Source organism: Streptomyces sp. 11-1-2, from assembly GCF_003595545.1.
Lineage (GTDB): Bacteria > Actinomycetota > Actinomycetes > Streptomycetales > Streptomycetaceae > Streptomyces > Streptomyces hygroscopicus_B.
Map to the genome: position 1 here is coordinate 4,870,474 of NZ_CP022545.1, position 20,779 is coordinate 4,891,252.

Below are 20,779 nucleotides of genomic sequence, written 5' to 3' on the forward strand. Positions count from 1 at the left end.
ACGACTATTCGCCTACAGTGTGCAGTCAGGACGACACATCCGCCGCGAAGGGCACGCGTCATGAACCGCCTCGGTATCGAAAACCCCCGCGGCCTCGTGGCCTTCGCCGCGCTGACCGGGTGTCTGGTGACCCTGGCGGTGGCGGCGCTCACCGGGGCCGGAGGGGTCTTCGCCACGGCGGGGCTGGCGGGCTGCGGCTGTGAGCTGCTGCTGCACCGCACCGAACCGGGGCTGATGGCCCGTCTGGGGCGGCTGCACATGGGCGCCACGTCCCGCTTCGAGATCCGCTGCGTCCTGCTGCTCCTGCTGCTCGGCCGACTCCATGTCACCGGCCCCATCGGGCTGGCCGCGGCCATGACGCTGGTGCTGTGCCTGCTGGCCGGGCAGGCCCTGCACGCCGCGCTCATCACGCTGATCCGGCGGCGCCGCGCCCTCGCGGTCGCGGCCCGCAACATCGATCTGCGCCGACTGGACATCAGCGACCGGCCGCCCCGCAGACTCACCGAATGGCCCGGTCAGCGGATGCTGGTCTACGAGTTGTCGGCCCTGCTCGGGTTGACCGCGTCGCTGATGACCGGCGACGCCCGCTGGGTGGTGGCGGCGCTCACCCTCGCCGCCGGATCCTGCCTGATCACGGTCGTGGCGCTCGTCCCGTACCTCGTCCGGGCCATCCGCCGGCTGCCCGGCGCCGCCCAGGTGCTGGCCGAGGTCGACGCCTGGCTGATCCATCGCCGCCCGCGCACGGTGCTGTACTTCTCCGGTCCGCGCGACCGCGCCGACCAGCTCACCCGATGGCTGGGGCCGGTGGCCGCGCTGCCCACCCCGTCCCTGGTCATCGTGCGCGAACGGGAGCTGCTGGAGGCACTGGAACCGACCCCGCTGCCGGTGCTGTGCGTGCCGAGCGCCGCGCATCTGTCGCAGTTGGACCTGGGCGGGGTGCGGGTCGCGCTCTACCCCGCCAACACCGGCCGGAACATCCACCTCCTGCGCATCCCCACCATGCAGCACGTCTTCCTGGCCCCCGGCGGCGACGGCGACGAGGCCGCCGCCGTCGATCCGTACAGCAAGGTCTACGACCAGGTGTGGGTCGCGGGCGAGGCGGGGCGCCGGCGCCATGTCCAGGCCGCGGTCGGCGTCGAGGACGCCGACATCGTGGAGATCGGCCGCCCCCAGCTCGACGGACTGCGCGTGGACCGAACCGGCCACACCCCCGCGCCCCTGCCCACCGTGCTGTACGCGCCCACCCGCGACGGCGCGGCGGGCGAGCCGATCGTACGAGCGCTGCTGGACAGCGAACGCCCCCTCCGGGTGCTCTACCGGCCGCATCCCCCCACCGGCCACCGCACCCCCGAGGCCCGCGCCGCCCACCGCCGCATCGTCGCCCTGATCCACGCCGCGAACGAGCGGCGCACCGCCGACGCCCTCGGCGAGGCGCCCGAGGACGCCGAGGCGCAGCGCACCGAGGCGCAGCGCACCGAGGACGCCCGCCGCCGCGCCGAACTGACCAAGCGCATCGCGGCGCTGGACGCGCGGCTGCGCCGGGCGGACGCCGACGAGGCCATGCTCACGCGGGACCGGGCCGCACCCGATCCGGCCCTGCTCACCGAGGCCGAGGGCCTGCGCCGGCAGTGGCACCAGGCCCACTGGGCGGCCTCACCGCCCTGGCTCCACCAGGTGATCGAGGGGGATGTGCCCACCCTCCACTCCTGCTTCGACCAGACCGATCTGCTGATCGGCGATCTCTCCGACGTGGTCGGCGACTTCCTGGCCACCCTCAAGCCGTACGCGCTCACCGCCCCGGCGGGGCTCGGCGAGGAGGAATTCCGGCGGCAGAACGTCGTGGCCCGGGCGGCCTATCTGCTCGGGCCCGGGGCATCCGGCATGCAGGACCTCCTGCGCCCGCTCTTCGACCCGTGCCTCGACGAGCTGCGCACCGCCCGCCATGAGGTGAAGGAGTTTCTGCTCGGCCCCACCACCCCACCGTCCATCCAGCGCTTCACCGACGCCGTCGACGCGCTCGCCGAGAAGGGCGAGACGGTCGTCCGGCTGCGTGACCTCCACACGGCCCCGCCCCCCGGCGTCGGACGCTGGTCCGTCATCCGATAACAAGACATCCCACAGGTACGTCATCCGACAGCACGTCACCCCACATGCACGACACCCCACAGCTACGTCACCCCACATGTACGTCACCCCACATGTACGTCACCCGGTAGCAGCACACCCCACACCCGGACCTCACCCCAGGCCCTCACCATGAGCTTCCACCCCAGGCCCCGCCCCCAGGAGCCCCCCTCCCACGTCTCCTGAGCCCCCCGCACACCCTCCGGAGCCAGCATGCCGCGCAATCACCGCCCCGGCCCGCCTCCCCGTGTCAGCGTGATCGTCCCCGCCCGTGACGCCATGCCCGGGATCACCCGGGCCGTCACCTCCGCCATGGAGCAGACCCTCGGGCTCAGCCGACTCGACATCATCGCCGTCGACGACGGATCGGCCGACGGCACCGCGGAGGAGCTGGACCGGCTCGCCGCCGGCTGCCCCTCGCTCCATGTCGTCCGCAACCCCCACCCCTGCCGCGGCGGCGCCGGCGGCCCCCGCAACACCGGACTGGCCCGCGCCCGCGGCGACTTCGTCTTCTTCCTGGACGCCGACGCCCGCCTGGCACCCGACGCGCTGCGCCGCATGGTCGCGATGGCCGACCAGAACGGCACCGACGTGGTCCTGGGCAAGATGGTCTCCCCGGACGGACGCGGCGTCCCCAAGGCGGTCTTCCGCCACAACCAGCTGCGCACCGACGCCCACAGCTCCCACGCCTACGCCACCCTGGAGCCCTGCAAGCTCTTCCGCCGCTCCCTGATCGAACGGCTCCGGCTGCGCTTCCCCGCCCACCTCCACCACGGCGAGGGCAAGCCCTTCACCGCGGCCGCCTATCTCAACGCCTCCGGGATCTCCGTCGTCGCCGACTACGACTGCTACCACCTCGGCCCGGGCCGGGGCCGCACCGCCGCCGGTCTCGCCGACCGCGTCGACGCCATGCGGCCGCTGTTCGAGACCGCCGCCCGGCACACCCGGCCCGGCACCCGCCGCGACGCCGTCATGCTCCACCACATCCGGCGGGAGCTGTGCCCGGCGCTGCGCGCCCTGCCGCGCGAGGACGAGACCGAGGCCCGCGAGCGGTTCCTGCCCGAACTGCGCCGATGGGCGCTGGCCCACTGCTCCGACACGCTCTTCCCCACCCTCACCGCCCCCGAGCGGCTGATGGTCCATCTGCTGCGCACCGGCCGCTTCGAGGACCTGCTGTCCGTCGTGCGCAACACCAAACGCGACGCCCGGTGCGGCCATCTCGTCGAGAAGGGCAGCGTCTACTGGCTCCACCCCTTCTTCCGCGACCCCGACGCCGAAGTCCCCGACGCCTGCTTCGACGTCACCGACCGGCTGCCGGTCCGCCACCACCTCGCGGGCGCCGCCTGGCACGGCCGCAGCACCCTGCGGGTGCGCGGCCGGGCGGCCATCGACGGGCTGGCGGCCGACCCCGAGGAGGATCGCGCCGAGCTGGTGCTGCGCCGCCGCGAGGCACCGGACGAGGTGCGGATCCCGGCGGTGGCCACGGCGGAGGACGACCCCGCGGAGTTCGCGGCCGATGTGAACATCGCCGCCGCCGACGGCGGCGCACCACTGCGCCCCGGCGTCTGGGACGTCTTCCTCGACGTCCGCGCCCAGGGCATCAGCCGCACCGTACGGTTCGGCAACCGCCATGACGACACCCTCGACATCGGCACCGCGCGCCGGGTGGTGGCCGCCGGGCCCGGGCTGCGCGCCCGGGTCACGCCGTACTTCACCAGCCCGTACCGCAATCTCTCCCTCGACATCGGCCCGGCCCCGCGCGGCGCGCCCTGCGAGGTGACCGAGGCCGTATGGCATCCGTCCGACAAGGGCACCCTGGTCGTCGCCGGACGGCTGCTGCCGCCCGGCACCCCGGCGCGCGGGCGACTGCTGCGGCTGCGCGCCGAGCATGCCGACGGACGGGTTTTCGACCATCCGGTGCGGTTCGCCGCGGGGCATCCGGCGGGTGCCTTCACCGCCCGGCTGCCGGTGCGGGACCTGGGCCGCGGCCGGTGGACGGTGACGCTTGCCGTCATCGGCCCCGGCGACCAGGCCCCGGAGCACCCCGCGCCCGCCGCGCCCGTCCCGCCACCCGCCCGGCTGCCCGGCGCCCGCTGGGTGCGCCGCGGCCGTCCGTACTACGCCAAGCCGCTGATGGGGCGCGGCGAGGTGACGTTGGAGCTGCGGGTGGCGCCGGTCCGGCTGCTCGCCGCCGTACGCAACCGGCTGCGGTGGTGACCGCGTGGCGGGTGACTCATGAGCCGTGACCCCGTGGCGGGTGACCCGTGAGCGGTGACCCCGGGGCGAACGATGGCGGTGGCTCCGTGGACGATGGCCCCGCTCACCCCCGCAGCCGCCGCCGCACCCCCGTGGCAACCTTGATCGGCGCCACCTCCAGGCCGAGAGCCCGGGCCGGGCCCAGGGCCACCGGCTTGGCGTAGTACGGACGGCAGCCGAAGCGGAGCCAGCGGGTCGCGTCCAGCCGGTCGAAGTACGGCACGACCGCGGAGCGGCGCGGCGTGTCCTCGCCGGGGCCGTCCATGATCAGCGTCAGCGTCCAGCGGCCCGTGCCCAGCCTGCCGACCGGCAGCCAGGCGGTGAAGGCGGACGTGGAGCCGCCGGGCTCACAGCGCACCGGCACCTCGTGCACCGTGCCCGTACCGCCCTCGGCGCGCAGCAGCAGCGTCCCGCCGTCCCGCGCCGCGTCCTCGGTCAGCCGTCCGCCGACCAGCAGGGTGCTCCGGGTGCGCCAGAGGGTCCGGAGCACCTGACAGGGCGGGTCGAGGGGATGGGCGATCTCGCCGACGTCGAGCGAGAGATTGCCGTACGGGGTGTAGTACGGCACCACCACCTCCGTCCCCTGGGACGTGGTGACGCGGCGCCGGGACGGATGGGTGACCTCACCGCCGTCGCGGCGGTTGCCGAACCGCACCGTACGGCTGACGCCCTGGGCGCGGACGTCCAGGTAGATGTTCCACAGCCCTCGTTCCAGCGGGGCCCCGCCGTCGGCGGTGGCCGGGTCGATCTCGGCGGTGAAGCCCGCCATCTCGTACCGCCGCCCCTCCCCGGGCAGCGGGTTGGCGGACAGGCACGGCGTGGTGGGCACCCGCACCTCGGGGCGGTCGGCCCGGTACTTGCGCAGCACGATCTCGGTGGCCGGGTCCAGGGCTTCGACGTCCTCGATATAGGCGTGGCCGGCCAGCCGCAGCGCCCCGCCGTACCAGCTCGCCGCCTCCAGGTGGTGGTGGACCGGCAGCCGGTCGGTGACGTCGAAGCAGACGTCGGGGACGGCGGCGGCATGGTCCCGGAAGAACGGATGGAGCCAGTAGACCCGGCCCTTGTCGACGAGATGGCCGCGCCGCCCGTCCCGCCCCGCGTTCCGGGCCACGGTCAGCACCTCGTCGAAGCGGTCGGCGCGCAGCAGTTGGATCAGCAGCCGGTCGGGGGCGTCGAGCCGCTGGAAGAGAGCGTCGCTCACCCACGTCCTCGCCCAGTGCCGGAACTCCGGGAAGAACCGCTCCCGCGCCTCCTGTTCGCTCTCGCGGGGCAGCAGGGCGCGCAGCGGACCGCACAGCTCCCACTCCACATGGCGGCGCATGATCTGGTCCCGGCGCGGGCCCGGTTCCAGATAGCGGGCCACGGTCTCGAAGCACAGCCGGGTGCCGTCCATGCGGTGGGCGAGATCGGCGGCGGTGAGGGTGAGGTTGTTGCGGTTCTCGCGGTAGCGGACGTAGTAGCAGTCGTAGTCGGCGACCACCGAGATGCCGGATGCGTTGAGGTAGGCGGCGGCGGTGAACGGCTTGTCCTCGCAGTTGCGGTAGGGCGGGAAGCGCAGGTGCAGCCGCTCGATGAGGGAGCGGCGGAACAGCTTCCACGGGCCCAGGGTCAGATAGGCGTGCGAGGAGAAGACGTCGGTACGGGGCTGATTGTGCTGGAAGACGGCCCGGGGCACGGCCCGTCCCCCCACGGAGGCGATCTTGCCCAGCACGATGTCGGTGCCGTGGGCGTCGGCCATGGCGACCATGCGGCGCAGCGCGTCCGGCCCCAGATAGTCGTCGGAGTCGAGGAAGAAGACGAAGTCGCCCCGGGCGTGGTCCAGTCCGGTGTTGCGGGGTATGCCCGCGCAGCCGGAGTTCTCCTGGTGGATGACGCGCAGCGCGGAGCAGATGCGGGCGAGCCGCTCCAGCTCCTCGCCGGTGCCGTCGGTCGAACCGTCGTCCACCGCGATGATCTCGACCCGGTCCGGGCCCAGGGTCTGGTCCATCGCGGAGGTGACGGCGCGGGTCAGCTCGGGCAGGGCGTTGTAGGCGGGGATGATCACACTGACACGAGGTCGGGATACAGCGGGCATGACGGCCTCCTGACTCCGGGCTCTCGACGGGTCGGGGGTCGGGGTCGGGGTCACTCGGCGGTGAGGACGCCGCCGCGCGGCCCCGCCGGGGCGCTGTCGCCGTCGGCCGGCAGGGGCCGCGTCCGCGGCGCGGGCGCGAGGGGGAGCGCCGTGTCGTCCTGGCCCAGCATCAGGGTCCGTACCACCCGTTCGGCCGCGTGGCCGTCGTCGAACCGGCAGAAGCGGGCCCGGAAGGCGGTGCGCAGCGCGCTCGCGTCCGCGTCGCACCAGCGGCCCTCGCGGAAGACCTCGGCCAGCTCCCGCTCGGTGCGGGCCACGGCCCCCGGGGTCTCGCCGGGGGATCCCGAGAGGAGGTCGAAGTAGACCCCGCGGGAGGACCGGTAGATGTCCCAGTCGTCGGCGTAGATGACGATGGGGCGGTCCAGCAGCGCGTAGTCGAACATCATCGACGAGTAGTCGGTGATCAGCGCGTCCGCCGCCAGGCACAGTTGCTCCGCCGACGGGTGGCCGGAGACGTCGATCACCAGCCCGGCCTCCTGGAGCCGGGACAGATGGTCCTGCGGCCGGTAGGAGTAGTGGGCCCGCACCAGCAGCGTGGTCTGCGGGCCGAGTTCGCGGCTGAGCCGCTCCAGGTCCAGCCGGGGGGTGAACCCCTTCTGGTAGTCGCGGAGGGTGGGCGCGTAGAGGAGGGCGGTGTTCCCGGCCGGGATGCCCAACTCCCCGCGGATCCGGCGGATGTCCTCCTCGGACGCCGTGAAGAAGACGTCATTGCGCGGATATCCGTATTCCAGCAGCCGGTACGCGGCGGGGTAGACCCGCTCCCAGATCTGGCTGGAATGCGGATTGGAGGAGAGGGCGACGTCCCAGCGGTCGATGCGCCTCAGCAGATTGCCGAAACTCATGCCGCCCGCGGCGGCCGGATAGCGCTGCTGGTCCAGCCCCATGCATTTGAGCGGGGTGCCGTGGAAGGTCTGCAGATGCACCGTGCCCGGCCGTTTCACCACCTCATTGGGGAAGTTGACGTTGTTGATGAGGTATTTCGCGCGGGCCACGGTGCGGTAGAAGTCGCGGGTGCCGGTGACGACGTAGTCGACGCCTTCCGGGAGGGACTCGATCTCCGACTGCTTGACCGCCCATACCCCGTGGATCTCCGGTGCCAGCTCCCGCGCCTTGTGGTAGATCGCCCCCGGATTGCACAGCACCCCACGGCCCCAGTACGCGGAGTAGACGGCCAGATGGGGGTCCACCGGCCGCTGCCGGTGCAGCCGGTACAGGCCCCGCTTGGCGCGTGCGGCCAGGGGCGGCCGGACGGTCCGGCGCAGTTTGCGGGCCCCGGCCGCCGCCCGTACGCCCAGCTCGCGCTCCCGGTAGCGGAGGAAGGAGCCGGACGCCAGCGCCTCGAAGCGCCACCGGCCCTCGACCGGCGGGGTGAACCCGGCGGGCAGACGGCCGCGATACCACGCGGCGGCCCGTCCGAAGAAGCGCGGCCGGTCCGCCGTCGCCACCCGGGACGTCCGGTCCAGGCAGAACAGGAAATGCGAGACGGCCCGTTCGAAGAGCAGCGGGCGCAAAGGGTCCAGCTCCGGGTGGTCGTCGAGGAAGTCGAAGAGCCGGGCGTACTGCTGGAAGATGACGAAGTGCTTCTCCCCGGGGCTTCCCGTACTGGCCCCGACCCGCCGCTGCCGGTATTCCAGGCCCACCAGATCGACACAGGCTATTCGCCGCGCGGTGAGCATCGTCTTGTACGAGAGCAGTGCGTCCTCGTAGATGCCCTCGCTGAACGCGAAGCCATGGCGGATGTAGAAATCCCGGTGGTAGACGCGATTGGACGACATCGCGAACAGCCGCAGGAATTCCGGGCGTTCGACGACGGAGAAGACATCGGTGCCCGCCGAGGCCAGCAGATCCCCGAAGAGGCTGGGGGCCCGGCGCTCCGACCAGTAGGTGCGCACATGGTTGAAGTAGAGGATGTCCGGGTCATGGGTGAGGGCGAGCCGGTCGGCGAGGCCCTGGAGGGTGCCCGGGGCGAGGGTGTCGTCCCCGTCCAGGAAGAGCAGATAGTCCCCGCGGGCCCGCTCGACACCGGCGTTACGGGCCCGGCCCGGCCCGGAGTTGACCCGCTGGTGCACGGGCACGACCCGGCTGTCGCGCGCCGCGTACGCGTCGATGATCGCGCCGCAGTGGTCCGGTGAGCAGTCGTCGACGGCGACCACCTCCACGTCCTGACACGACTGCCTCAGCACGGAATCCAGGCAGGCGCTCAGATAGCCCTGGACGCGATAGGCGGCGATGACGATGGTGAAGCGGGGCATAAGGCTCCTCGGGACGCGACGGCGGTTCGAGGTGCGAAGCACTCACTGACCACCCACGCTAGGTGGGTTCGTCCCGGTATGCCCGTTCGGTCGTTGGACGGGCGCCCAAGCGGGTGACAAACGCCCCCGGCGGACATGAAGTCCGCCGGGGGCGCCGGTGCCGCCACATTCTCCTCCCGCGGCCTTCCCTCCACGTCGGCGCGGCGCCGCGCTTCACGGACGTACGGCGTCGCGGACGCCGCACCCGCCAGGCACCCGGGCCCTGGCCCGATGTCGTGGACAAGTGCGGCACGTGGGCCATGCGGCGCCGCGGGGTCATGGCCCGGACGCACCGCGCCGCCCGGGGCGCGGGGCCCCGGGCGGCGCGGTGTCAGCTCGGTGGCGGATCAGCTATGCGTGCGCAGCAGCGTTCGCATCGTCCGCATCGCGACCGACAGATTGGCCAGGTCGAAGGTCTCCGACGACTGGATCTCATCGAGCGTGGTGCGCGCACGCTGCAGGATCGCGGCGTTCTTCTCCTCCCACGCCTTGAAGCGCTGCTCGGGCGTGGAGCCGCCGTTGCCCACCGACAGCACATCGGAGGTCAGGGCGGCCTGGGCCGCGTACAGGTCCTCGCGGATGGAGACCCGGGCCATGGACTGCCACCGGTCGGCGCGCGGCAGCTCGATGATCCGGTCCATCAGCTGGCTGATCCGCAGCCGGTCGGCCAGGTCGTAGTAGACCTCGGCGACCGCCAGCGGCTCCTTGCCGGTGCGGTCCGCGATGGCGACGATGTCCAGCGTCGGGAAGGCCGAGGAGAAGCCCGCCACCCGGGTGGCCAGGTCCTCCGGGACACCCGCCGCGGTGATCTCGTCGTAGATCCGCTGGTACCACTCGATGTCGGAGCCGCGCAGCAGCTTCGGCATCTGGGCCCGGACCGCGGCGACCCGCTCGCCGAAGAAGTCGATGGTCTCGGCGAGCTCCAGCGGCTGCGGCCGGTTGTTGAGCAGCCAGCGGGTGCCGCGCTCGACCAGCCGCCGCGAGTGCAGCCGCATCCTGGTCTGGATGTCGGCGTCGACGACCGTGTCCAGCGCCTCGACCTCGTCCCACACCTGGTTCAGCTCGAAGATCGCGCGGGCCGCGGTCTGGGCGCGCACGACCTCCTCGGTGGAGGCCCCGCTCTCCTCCCGCATCCGGTGCAGGAAGGTCGTCCCGGCGGTGTTGAGCGTGTCGTTGACCAGCACCGTGGTGATGATCTCGCGCCGCAGGGCGTGGCCGTCGATGTACTCGGGGAACCGCTCCCGCAGCGCCTGCGGGAAGTACGCGTGCAGCAGCCGCTGGAGGTACGGGTCGTCGGGCAGCCCGGTGGCGATCAGCTCATCGGCCACCGTGATCTTGACGTAGGCGAGCAGCACGGCCAGCTCGGGCTGGCTCAGACCGCGCCCGGCGGAGAGCCGCTCGCGGATCTGGCGGTCGGTGGGCAGGAACTCCAGCGCCCGGTCCAGCCGTCCCTCCCGGCCCAGGCGGCGCATCAGCCGCTGGTGGGCGTGGAGCAGGCTGGGGGCCTGCACTTCCGAGTTGGCCAGGGCCACGTTCTGCGCGTAGTTGTTGCGCAGCACCAGCGCGCCGACCTCGTCGGTCATCTCGGCGAGCAGCTTGTTGCGCTGCTTGAGGGTGAGGTCGCCCTCGGTGACCAGAGCGTTGAGCAGGATCTTGATGTTCACCTCATGGTCGGAGGTGTCCACACCGGCGCTGTTGTCGATCGCGTCGGTGTTGATCCGGCCGCCGCCCGCGGCGAACTCGATCCGGCCCAGCTGGGTCAGGCCCAGGTTGCCGCCCTCGCCGACGACCTTGACCCGCAGATCCTGGCCGTCCACCCGGATCGCGTCATTGGCCTTGTCACCGGCATCGCCGTGGGATTCGGTGGACGCCTTGACGTAGGTGCCGATGCCGCCGTTCCACAGCAGGTCGACCGGGGCCTTGAGGATCGTCTTCATCAGATCGGCCGGGGTCATCTTGGCGACCCGCTTCTCGATGCCGAGCGCGGCCCGCACCTGCGGGGTGATCGGAATGGCCTTGGCCGTACGGGGGTGGATGCCGCCGCCCGCCGACAGCAGCCCGGTGTCGTAGTCCTCCCACGAGGAACGCGGCAGCTCGAACAGGCGGCGGCGCTCGGCGTAGGAGGTGGCCGCGTCCGGGTTGGGGTCCAGGAAGATGTGCCGGTGGTCGAAGGCGGCGATCAGCCGGATGTGCTCGCTCAGCAGCATGCCGTTGCCGAACACGTCACCCGACATGTCACCGACGCCCACGACCGTGAAGTCCTGGGTCTGGGTGTCATGGCCCAGCTCACGGAAGTGGCGCTTGACCGACTCCCAGGCGCCGCGGGCGGTGATGCCCATGCCCTTGTGGTCGTATCCGGCGGAGCCGCCGGAGGCGAAGGCGTCCCCGAGCCAGAAGCCGTACGACTGGGCCACGTCGTTGGCGATGTCGGAGAAGGTCGCGGTGCCCTTGTCGGCGGCGACGACGAGATAGGTGTCGTCCCCGTCGTGGCGGACCACGTCCTTGGGCGGCTCGACCTGGCCCGCGACCAGGTTGTCGGTGATGTCGAGCAGACCGGAGATGAAGGTCTTGTAGCAGGCGATGCCCTCGGCCATCCAGGCGTCGCGGTCGACGGACGGATCCGGCAGCCGCTTGCCGACGAAGCCGCCCTTGGCGCCCACCGGCACGATGACGGTGTTCTTCACCATCTGCGCCTTGACCAGGCCGAGGATCTCGGTACGGAAGTCCTCACGCCGGTCGGACCAGCGCAAGCCACCGCGCGCGACCTTGCCGAACCGCAGATGCACACCCTCGACCCGCGGCGAGTACACCCAGATCTCGTACGCCGGGCGGGGCGCGGGCAGATCGGGCACGGCCTGCGGGTCCAGCTTGATCGACAGGTAGTCGTGGGGCTTGCCGTCCCCGTTCATCTGGAAGTGGTTCGTCCGCAGAGTCGCCTTGATCAAGGTGAGGAACGAGCGCAGGATGCGGTCCTCGTCCAGCGAGGCCACCTGGTCCAGCGCCGCGTCCAGCTCCTCCAGCAGGGCGTCGGTCAGCTCCACGCCCGCCCGCTGCCGCTCCGGCGACATCCGCGCCTCGAAGAGGGAGACCAGCAGCCGGGTGGTGTGCACATTGTTGCGGAGGGTGTCCTCCATGTACGACTGGCTGAAGGTGGAGCCGGCCTGCCGCAGGTACTTGGCGTAGGCCCGCAGCACCATCGCCTGCCGCCAGTCCAGCCCCGCGCCCAGCACCAACTGGTTGAAGTTGTCGCTCTCGGCCTGGCCGGTCCACACCGCGGCGAACGCGTTCTGGAAGCGCTCACGGGCGTCGTCGGCCAGCGCCTCGCCCTCGCGCAGGGGCAGCCGCAGCCCGAAATCGTAGACCCAGGCGGTGGTCTTGTCCGAGCAGCGCAGCTCGTACGGGCGCTCGTCGACCACCTCGACACCGAGGGTGTTGAGCACCGGGAGCACCGCGGACAGCGAGATCTGGGCCCCGGCCCGGTAGATCTTGAAGCGGCGCTCGGCATGGGCCGCGCCCACCGGCTCGTAGAGGCTGAGCCCGAATTCCTTCCCCCGGTCCTTCAGCCGCTCCAGGTGCTGGAGGTCGGCCACGGCACCGCGCGGGGTGTGGTCCGCCTTGTACCCCTCGGGGAAGGCGTGCTGATAGCGGCGCAGCAGCTCGGCCGCGCGCTCCTCACCTGCCTCGGAGACCAGCGCCTCGGCGAAGCCGTCGGCCCAGGAGCGGGCGGCCTCGATCAGCCGGCCCTCGATCCGCTCCACATCGGCGTCGGTGAGGTCGGGCAGCTCGGTGCCGGGCTGGAGGCGGACCACGAAGTGCAGCCGCGAGAGCACCGATTCGGTGTGCAGGGCGGTGAAGTCGACCGGCGGGCGGCCGCTCAGCTCCTCCAGCAGGATGTCGGTCAGCCGCAGCCGCACATCGGTGGTGAAACGATCACGCGGCAGATAGACCAGCGCGGAATAGTAGCGCCCGTACTCGTCCTGGCGGAGGAACAGCCGCAGCCGGCGGCGCTCCTGGAGGTAGAGCACGCTGGTGACGATCGAGCGGAGCTGGTCGACCGGGGTCTGGAACAGCTCATCGCGCGGGTAGGTCTCCAGGATCTGCAGCAGATCCCGGCCGTCGTGGCTGTTGGGCGCGAAGCCCGCGCCCGCGAGCACCTCGACGACCTTGCGGCGGATGACCGGGACCCGGCGCACCGACTCGGTGTACGCGGCGGAGGAGAACAGCCCCAGGAAGCGGCGCTCGCCGATCACATTGCCCTCGGCGTCGAACTTCTTCACGCCGATGTAGTCGAGGTACGAGGGGCGGTGGACGGTGGCGCGGCTGTTCGCCTTGGTGAGCACCAGCAGCTTGCGCTCGCGCGCCTTGGCGCGGGCGTCGGCCGGAAGCCGGTTGAAGGACGGCGACCCCGGGCCCCCGGGGCCCACGGGGGTGCTCTCGTCGGTGTCCTTGTGCTGCGGATCGGAGCGGAGGATGCCGAGGCCCGTGCCGGGCACCGCGGTCAGCACGTCCTCCTCGCCACCGGCCTCGGTGGGGACCTGCGTCAGCTCGTACTCGCGGAAGCCGATGAAGGTGAAGTGGTCGTCGGCGAGCCAGCGCAGCAGCTCACGGGCCTCCTCGACCTCCTCCTCGCGGACCTCGGCGGCCTTGGGCTCGTCCGGCAGGCCCTCGGCGATGCGCATCGCGGACTCGCGCATCTTCTCCCAGTCCTCGACCGCCTCGCGGACATCGGACAGGACGCGCAGGAGATCGGCGGTGATCTGCTTCAGATCGCCGCGGTCGGTCTCGCGGTCGGTCTCGACATGGATCCAGGACTCCACGACCGCGTCATGCGGGAGCTTCTTCCTGGCCGGGCCGTCCGGGGAGACATCGAGCAGCTCGATCAGCTTGCCGGTGATGTCACGGCGCACGATCACCTGCGGGTGGATCACGACATGGATGCCGCGCCCCTGGCGGGTGAGCTCATTGGTGACCGAGTCGACCAGGAACGGCATGTCGTCGGTGACCACCTCGACCACGGAGTGGCTGCAGGTCCAGCCGTGCTCCTCGACGGTCGGGGTGTGCACCCGGACGTTCGCCGTGCCCTGCGGACGCACCTCGGCGAGCCGGTAGTGGGAGAGCGCCGCCCCGAAGACGTCGACCGGGTCGCGGTCGGCGAGGTCCTCCGGAGGCGTGTGCAGGTAGTAGTGCTGGAGGTATGCGGTCAGGGTCTCCGGTCCTGGGCCCTGAACCGGTTTTCCCCCGGCAGGGCTGTTCTCAGCGACCCGGGCGGCCCGTTCGAGCAACTCGGCCTTGGCTTCGTCCAGCTTGGTCTGCATGTCCTCTGGCTCCTGTCGCGCGCCGTTGCGTGACATCGATGGCGGTGGCATGACGCCGCGACGCGAAAAATCCGGTCGTTGACGACGGTATGCCGGATCGGGGAATGGCCGGGGTGTACTGGGCCGTAAGTGACCAAGAACCCACGCGCCACGGGTCAGCGGCGGCTCGGGCCCGGGGCCGGTGGGGCTCCGGGCGCGGAGCGAGGGCCTCATTGCCCTCACGGACTATCGCGCTGATCACGCAGTAAGGCTATCGCTCCTCCCCAGGGGGTCGTCATGAGCCGTTCGTGTACAAAACCGAGCCCTGAAGTTTGACGAAATGGACAGCGACCGCGGGCGCGCGCGAACCGATGATGTGCCGCTCATGCATCTCTGATGCCCTCTAGTGCCCTCTTGTGCCCTCTTGCGCCCTCTTGGCAACGCGCCGGCGCGGATGCACCGTGATCGGGACGGTGGTAGACGGTGGTAAGCGTGGATGTGAAGGTGGAGGTGGGCGGCATGACTACGAAGATCCTTCTGGTGACCGGCGACGCGGCCGAATCGCTGGAGGTGCTCTACCCCTACCAGCGGCTGCGCGAGGAGGGGTACGAGGTCCATATCGCGGCCCCGACCCGCAAGACGCTGCGCCTCGTGGTCCATGACTTCGAGGAGGGCTTCGACACCTACACCGAGAAGCCGGGCTACACACTCCCCGCCGACCTCGCCTTCTCCGAGGTCGACCCAGGTCAATACGGAGCCCTCGTGATCCCGGGCGGCCGGGCCCCGGAGTATCTGCGCAACGACCCCGAGCTGCGCAAGATCTGCAAGGCGTTCTTCGACGCGGACAAGCCGGTGGCGCAGATCTGCCACGGCCCGCTGCTGACGGCGGCCGTGGGCGGCCTGAGCGGGCGGCGGGTCACCGCGTATCCGGCGCTGGAGCCGGACATGCAGGCGGCGGGGGCGGAGTACCAGGACGCGGAGGTCGTGGTCGACGGCTCGCTGGTCTCCTCACGGGCCTGGCCGGACCATCCGGCGTGGATGCGGGAGTTCCTGGCGGTGCTGCGGACGAAGGCGCCGGTGGTATGAGGGGGTGGGGCGGCCCACGGCCGGCGGCCCAGGGCTGAAGGCCGAAGCTGACTTCCGAGGGGCCGCTCCGGCTTACTCGCTTACCCGTCGGCCATGCGCTCGGCCTCCCGTACGGCCTCCTCGAGCGTGTCCACGACCGGCACCCCGGCCGCCTCCAGACTGGCCCGGCTGTGCGAACCGCCCGTGTAGAGCACGGCCCGCGCCCCCACATGGCGTGCCGCCACCGCGTCGTCCACGGCGTCCCCGATCACCACCATCCGCTGCGGCGGCACCCCTTCGAGCTCGGCGATATGGCGCATCATCTGCTCGGCCTTGCCGGTGTTGCTCTGGCCGACGCGGCCGTCCACCCGGATGAAATGGCGCTCGATGCCATGCGTCCGCACCAGCGGGACCAGATGCTCATGCGGGGCCAGTGAGCACAGCGACTGGGTGAGCCCCGCCTCCTGCCACTCGACGAGCAGTTGCCGGGCGCCGATCGCCAGCCCGGCGCTCTCCGCCAGCGCCCAGTAGTGCCGGTGGAACGCCTCGTCCATGACCGCCCACTCCTCGTCGGTGGGCAGCCGCCCCATCAGCCGCTCATAGAAGCGCGGGACCGGGACGCAGTACAGGTCGCGATAGCGCTCGATGGTGATCGGCGGCAGGCCGACCTCCCCGAACGATGCGTTCGTCGCCGAGATCACGGCGTCGATGTCGTGGAGCAGCGTGCCGTTCCAGTCCCAGACGAGGTGCGTCACGTGGTTCTTCCCCATTCCACGACCGTACCTGCCGGGTCCGACAGCGGGCATCACTCGATGAGATTGGGGATCTCCTGGGTGGCGTACCAGAGCAGCTCATGGTCCTCGGCGCCGTCCACGGTGAACTGCGCGTCGTCGTCACCGAGGTCCGCCGCGCCCAACGCGTCGGCGGCCGCGGCGATGTCGCGCTCGGCGTCATCGGCGTCCAGATGCACGGCGGCGGCCTTCGCCAGCGGTACGGCGGTCTTGATCCGCACCTCGCCCAGCGCGGACTGGTCCAGCCCCCGGTCCGGATCGGCGACCGCCTGCCCGTCGGGCACGTCCACGGCCACCACGACCCGACGGCGGGGCGCGCGCGGATCGACGGCGAGCAGCCGCAGCGACGCCTGCGCGGCCCGGCTCAGCGCCGCGTACTCCAGCTCCTCGATGTCGTCCGACACGTACCACTCGCGGAGCGCGGGGGTGACCGCGTAGGCCGTCAACGGCGTCGGCCCCAGTTGGCCCTCCTTGTGCGCCTCGGCGAGAGCGGAGAGGGTCAGGGGGACGTAGACGCGCATGTCTGCCGCTTTCATCAGAGACCAATAGGCCCCCAAGCATACGATCGCCCGTCCCCAGTCCCGAGCCTTCTTCACAGGCCCGGTGGTCCCCTTTCGGGGGACGGGGTACGACGGCGCCGCACAAAGCCGGGCTTGTGCCTTGCCCGACCCCGCGACCAGGGGCGATGAGCGCCCGGGTGCCCCGAATAGGTGAACCGCAGCGTCGACCGCGACCAGGGGCCGCGCTCATTGCGGAGGCCGAAAACCCCCCGGTAGAAGACTCTCCGACGAAAGCTACCGCCCGGTATTCGGCCGGGCCGGAGAGAACGGGGCCAGAAGCATGCGCGAGGGCGTCCGGGCGACGGATCGGGCCACGGCGACCGGGGAGGGCGTACGACGGCGCGGCGGCAGCGGACCCGGCCGAAGCGGCCCCCCAGGCCGCAAGGACCCCCGCCGCCCCCGCACCACCCCCACAACGTCGGCACCCCCCACCACGACAACCACACCCCCCACCCCAACCACCCAACACAACACAACCACCACCAACGACACCCTCACCGCATCCCGCGCCGCGGCCGTATCGCGCAGTGCGGCCGCCGCAGCGGCGTGTCGGCAGCGGGACCGGTTGCCGCGCTACTGGTTCGCCAACCGGCTGGTGCTCACCCTCAGCGGTCAGCGCCCCGTCCACACCCTCCTCGGGCACGCCCTCCCGGCCGCCTACGACCGACTGATCGAACTCGCCCCGCGCGCCCCGCTGCGCCCCGCCTCAGGACGTGCCACGGCACCCGTCGTACGGCGCTGTGGCGAGTACCAGCCCCGGCACGGGGTCATCGAGGCGTTCGCCCGGATCGCCTCCGGAGACCGGCTCAGCGCGCTCGCGTTCCGGCTGGAGCTCGGCGCCGACGCCCGCTGGCGCTGCGCCGCCATCGACCTCGGGCCACTCGCCCAAGCGGTGTCCAACGGATCGTGACGCCTGCGGCAGGCTGCTCCCCTCCCCGCCCCTTCCCACAGCATCGATGCGGCTCCGCCGCGTGGCGGGGCTCCACCCCAGACCCCGGTGCCCAGAGCGCCTTCCCGAAACCGGGGCTTCGCCCCAGGCCCTGTGGTCCAGGGGGCGAAGCCCCTGGCAACGGGAAGGGGCGGGGAGCCATCCCAGCCCCTCCGGCGTTTGAGGAGCGGGGTCCAGGGGCGGAGCCCCGGCGGGGCCAGGGCCGGGACCCGGTTCGGGAAGGGGCGGGTAGGGGAAAGACCGCCGGACACCCCATAGGCCCACAACCACGGCCACGGCCACAACGCGACGGGCCGGGGTGCCGCGCTCTCGCGCGGCACCCCGGCCCGTCCACCAAAACCCTGCCGGACTACTTCTTGCGGCGGCGCCCCTTCTGCGCCTTACGCCGCTCCGCCCGCGTCATCCCATCGGCCTCCGACCGAGGCGCCGGCGGCGTCTCACCGTTGGGGAAGTCGCCCTCGACGACACCGCCCTCACCGTCCACCGTCGGGGCGGAGAAGTGCAGCCGATCCGGCCGCTGCGGGGCCTCCAGGCCCTTGGCGCGGATCTCGGGGCGGCCCGAGGAGCCCGCGGCGGGCGCGCCCGCCGGCACCGCGTCCTCCACGTCCTTCGCGAGGGCGACCTTCTCGTCCGCCGCCTCGACCGGGACCTCCTCGACCTGCTGCTCGACCTGGACCTCCAGGTTGAACAGGTAGCCGACGGACTCCTCCTTGATGCCCTCCATCATGGCCTGGAACATGTCGAAGCCCTCCCGCTGGTACTCGACCAGCGGGTCCTTCTGGGCCATCGCGCGCAGCCCGATGCCCTCCTGGAGGTAGTCCATCTCGTAGAGGTGCTCGCGCCACTTGCGGTCCAGGACGGAGAGCACGACCCGCCGCTCCAGCTCACGCATGATCTCGGAGCCCAGCTGCTCCTCGCGCGCTTCGTACTGCTGGTGGATGTCGTCCCTGATGGACTCTTCGATGAACTCGGCGGTGATCCCGGCGCGGTCGCCGGCCGCCTCCTCCAGCTCCTCGATCGTCGCGCTGACCGGGTAGAGCTGCTTGAAGGCGCTCCACAGCCGGTCCATGTCCCACTCCTCGGCGAAGCCCTCGACCGTCTCCGCCCGCACATAGGCTTCGATGGTGTCGTCCATGAAGTGGCCGACCTGGTCCTCCAGGTTCTCGCCCTCCAGGACGCGGCGGCGCTCGCCGTAGATGACCTCACGCTGCCGGTTCAGGACCTCGTCGTACTTCAGGACGTTCTTACGGGTCTCGAAGTTCTGCTGCTCGACCTGCGACTGGGCGGAGGCGATGGCCCGCGTGACCATCTTGTTCTCGATCGGGACGTCGTCCGGGACGTTCGCCATCGCCATGACGCGCTCGACCATCTGCGCCTTGAACAGCCGCATCAGATCGTCGCCGAGCGAGAGGTAGAAGCGGGACTCGCCGGGGTCGCCCTGACGGCCGGAACGGCCACGGAGCTGGTTGTCGATCCGGCGTGACTCATGGCGCTCGGTGCCCAGCACATACAGCCCGCCGAGCTCCTTGACCTCCTCGAACTCGGCCTTGACCGCGGCCTCGGCCTTCTCCAGGGCGGCGGGCAGCGCGGCGGCCCACTCCTCGGAGTGCTCCACCGGGTCCAGACCGCGCTGGCGCAGCTCGGCCTCGGCGAGGTCGTCGGGGTTGCCGCCGAGCTTGATGTCGGTACCGCGGCCCGCCATGTTGGTCGCCACCGTCACGGCGCCCTTACGGCCGGCCTGGGCGACGATCGTCGCCTCCCGGTCGTGCTGCTTGGCGTTGAGCACCTCATGCGGCACCCCGCGCTTGGCGAGCTGCTGGGAGAGGTACTCGGACTTCTCCACGGAGGTGGTGCCGACCAGGACCGGCTGGCCCTTCGTGTGCTTCTCGGCGATGTCGTCGACCACCGCGTCGAACTTCGCGACCTCGGTGCGGTAGATCAGGTCGGACTGGTCGATCCGGGAGAGGGGGCGGTGGGTCGGGATCGGGACCACGCCGAGCTTGTAGATCTGGTGGAACTCAGCGGCCTCGGTCATCGCCGTACCGGTCATGCCGGAGAGCTTGTCGTAGAGGCGGAAGAAGTTCTGCAGGGTGATCGTGGCGAGCGTCTGGTTCTCGTCCTTGATCTCCACCGCTTCCTTCGCCTCGATGGCCTGGTGCATGCCCTCGTTGTAGCGGCGGCCCGCGAGGATACGGCCGGTGTGCTCGTCGACGATCATGACTTCGCCGTCCATGACGACGTAGTCCTTGTCCTTCTTGAAGAGCTCCTTGGCCTTGATCGCGTTGTTGAGGTAGCCGACCAGCGGGGTGTTGACCGACTCGTAGAGGTTGTCGATCCCCAGCCAGTCCTCGACCTTGGTGACACCGGACTCATGGATGCCGACGGTGCGCTTCTTCTCGTCGACCTCGTAGTCCCCGGTCTCCTCCACGCCCTTCTGCGGCTCGGCGGCCTGGCCCCTGCTGAGCCGGGTGACCAGCTTGGCGAAGTCGCCGTACCACTTGGTGGCCTGGTCGGCCGGGCCGGAGATGATCAGCGGCGTACGGGCCTCGTCCACCAGGATCGAGTCGACCTCGTCGACGATCGCGAAGTTGTGGCCGCGCTGCACCAGCTCGTCCTGCGACCACGCCATGTTGTCGCGCAGATAGTCGAAGCCGAACTCGTTGTTGGTGCCGTAGGTGATGTCGCACGCGTACTGCTCGCGGCGCTGCGCCGGGGTCATGTTGGCGAGGATGCAGCCGACCTCCAGGCCGAGGAACCGGTGCACCCGGCCCATCCACTCGGAGTCGCGCTCGGCCAGGTAGTCGTTGACCGTGATGAGGTGGACACCCTTGTCCGACAGCGCGTTCAGATACGCCGGGAGGGTGCCGACCAGGGTCTTGCCCTCACCGGTCTTCATCTCGGCGACATACCCGAGGTGCAGCGCCGCGCCGCCCATCAGCTGGACGTCGTAGTGACGCTGGCCGAGCACCCGCTTGGCCGCCTCGCGCACCGTGGCGAACGCTTCGGGCATCAGGTCGTCGAGGCTCTCACCGTCGGCGTACCGCTGCTTGTACTCGTCGGTGAGGGCGCGCAGCTCGGCGTCGGAGAGCGACAGGAAGTCCTCTTCGATGGAATTGACCTGGTCCGCGATGCGGTGCAGCTTGCGCAGGATCTTTCCTTCGCCTGCACGCATGAGCTTGTTGAGGACGGACACGTAGGCTGGCTCCTTGCCGGTCGGGCCTGGCACGGTCGGGGTGCGCTGGCGCGGCATTGTCAAGGGGCGCAGGCCCCGCCGCAACGGCCATCGTAAGACAGACCCCGGCACGCCGGGAGGTC

10 protein-coding genes are annotated in these 20,779 nt (G+C 71.2%); 4 read left to right on the plus strand and 6 right to left on the minus strand.

Annotation, left to right across the window (positions count from 1 at the left end; translation table 11 throughout):
* Positions 1 to 60: 60 nt before the first annotated feature.
* Positions 61 to 2,106, plus strand: coding sequence for a hypothetical protein (locus tag CGL27_RS20350; protein ID WP_119989123.1), 2,046 nt, complete (start codon positions 61 to 63; stop codon positions 2,104 to 2,106).
* A 231-nt stretch (positions 2,107 to 2,337) separates the two neighbouring features.
* Positions 2,338 to 4,341 carry a glycosyltransferase gene (locus tag CGL27_RS53170; RefSeq protein ID WP_119989125.1) on the plus strand — a complete coding sequence of 668 codons (2,004 nt, stop codon included), beginning with the start codon at positions 2,338 to 2,340 and terminating at the stop codon, positions 4,339 to 4,341.
* Between the two features lie 103 nt (positions 4,342 to 4,444).
* Here CGL27_RS53170 and CGL27_RS20360 read toward each other — a convergent pair whose 3' ends face one another.
* The 3 genes from CGL27_RS20360 to CGL27_RS20370 all read right to left on the minus strand — a co-directional run bounded on the left by CGL27_RS20360 (position 4,445) and on the right by CGL27_RS20370 (position 14,120).
* The gene (locus CGL27_RS20360; RefSeq protein ID WP_119989127.1) at positions 4,445 to 6,454 is read right to left on the minus strand and encodes a glycosyltransferase family 2 protein; all 2,010 of its coding nucleotides are present in this window, start codon (positions 6,452 to 6,454) and stop codon (positions 4,445 to 4,447) included.
* A gap of 50 nt (positions 6,455 to 6,504) precedes the next feature.
* Complete coding sequence (locus CGL27_RS20365; RefSeq protein ID WP_119989129.1) at positions 6,505 to 8,766, minus strand: bifunctional glycosyltransferase/CDP-glycerol:glycerophosphate glycerophosphotransferase; 2,262 nt, start codon at positions 8,764 to 8,766, stop codon at positions 6,505 to 6,507.
* A 386-nt stretch (positions 8,767 to 9,152) separates the two neighbouring features.
* Positions 9,153 to 14,120 (minus strand): NAD-glutamate dehydrogenase, encoded by a 4,968-nt coding sequence (locus tag CGL27_RS20370; RefSeq protein WP_119989131.1) that lies wholly within the window; start codon positions 14,118 to 14,120, stop codon positions 9,153 to 9,155.
* 498 nt (positions 14,121 to 14,618) lie between these two features.
* Between CGL27_RS20370 and CGL27_RS20375 the strand changes: the two genes are divergently transcribed.
* Positions 14,619 to 15,185 carry a DJ-1/PfpI family protein gene (locus CGL27_RS20375; RefSeq protein ID WP_119994472.1) on the plus strand — a complete coding sequence of 189 codons (567 nt, stop codon included), beginning with the start codon at positions 14,619 to 14,621 and terminating at the stop codon, positions 15,183 to 15,185.
* Positions 15,186 to 15,265: 80 nt separating this feature from the next.
* Here CGL27_RS20375 and CGL27_RS20380 read toward each other — a convergent pair whose 3' ends face one another.
* Complete coding sequence (locus CGL27_RS20380; RefSeq protein WP_119989133.1) at positions 15,266 to 15,934, minus strand: HAD family hydrolase; 669 nt, start codon at positions 15,932 to 15,934, stop codon at positions 15,266 to 15,268.
* A gap of 35 nt (positions 15,935 to 15,969) precedes the next feature.
* Positions 15,970 to 16,476, minus strand: a complete 507-nt coding sequence (locus tag CGL27_RS20385; protein WP_078641807.1) for a hypothetical protein — start codon at positions 16,474 to 16,476, stop codon at positions 15,970 to 15,972.
* A 604-nt stretch (positions 16,477 to 17,080) separates the two neighbouring features.
* On the opposite strand from CGL27_RS20385, the gene CGL27_RS20390 reads away from it, so the two are divergent.
* Entirely contained in the window at positions 17,081 to 17,425 is a 345-nt protein-coding gene (locus tag CGL27_RS20390) for an Rv3235 family protein (RefSeq protein WP_078641809.1), read from the plus strand.
* A 388-nt stretch (positions 17,426 to 17,813) separates the two neighbouring features.
* On the opposite strand, the gene secA is transcribed toward CGL27_RS20390, so the two are convergent.
* Positions 17,814 to 20,657, minus strand: a complete 2,844-nt coding sequence (gene secA, locus CGL27_RS20395) for a preprotein translocase subunit SecA (RefSeq protein ID WP_078647455.1) — start codon at positions 20,655 to 20,657, stop codon at positions 17,814 to 17,816.
* Between the last annotated feature and the right edge of the window lie 122 nt (positions 20,658 to 20,779).

Excerpts from the sequence above, each read along its gene's own strand:
- CGL27_RS20385 (WP_078641807.1), bottom strand. The coding sequence starts at position 16,476 with ATGCGCGTCTACGTCCCCCTGACCCTCTCCGCTCTCGCCGAGGCGCAC.
- CGL27_RS20370 (WP_119989131.1), bottom strand. The coding sequence starts at position 14,120 with ATGCAGACCAAGCTGGACGAAGCCAAGGCCGAGTTGCTCGAACGGGCC.
- CGL27_RS20360 (WP_119989127.1), bottom strand. The coding sequence starts at position 6,454 with ATGCCCGCTGTATCCCGACCTCGTGTCAGTGTGATCATCCCCGCCTAC.
- CGL27_RS53170 (WP_119989125.1), top strand. The coding sequence starts at position 2,338 with ATGCCGCGCAATCACCGCCCCGGCCCGCCTCCCCGTGTCAGCGTGATC.
- CGL27_RS20375 (WP_119994472.1), top strand. The coding sequence starts at position 14,619 with ATGACTACGAAGATCCTTCTGGTGACCGGCGACGCGGCCGAATCGCTG.
- CGL27_RS20380 (WP_119989133.1), bottom strand. The coding sequence starts at position 15,934 with ATGGGGAAGAACCACGTGACGCACCTCGTCTGGGACTGGAACGGCACG.
- CGL27_RS20350 (WP_119989123.1), top strand. The coding sequence starts at position 61 with ATGAACCGCCTCGGTATCGAAAACCCCCGCGGCCTCGTGGCCTTCGCC.
- CGL27_RS20365 (WP_119989129.1), bottom strand. The coding sequence starts at position 8,766 with ATGCCCCGCTTCACCATCGTCATCGCCGCCTATCGCGTCCAGGGCTAT.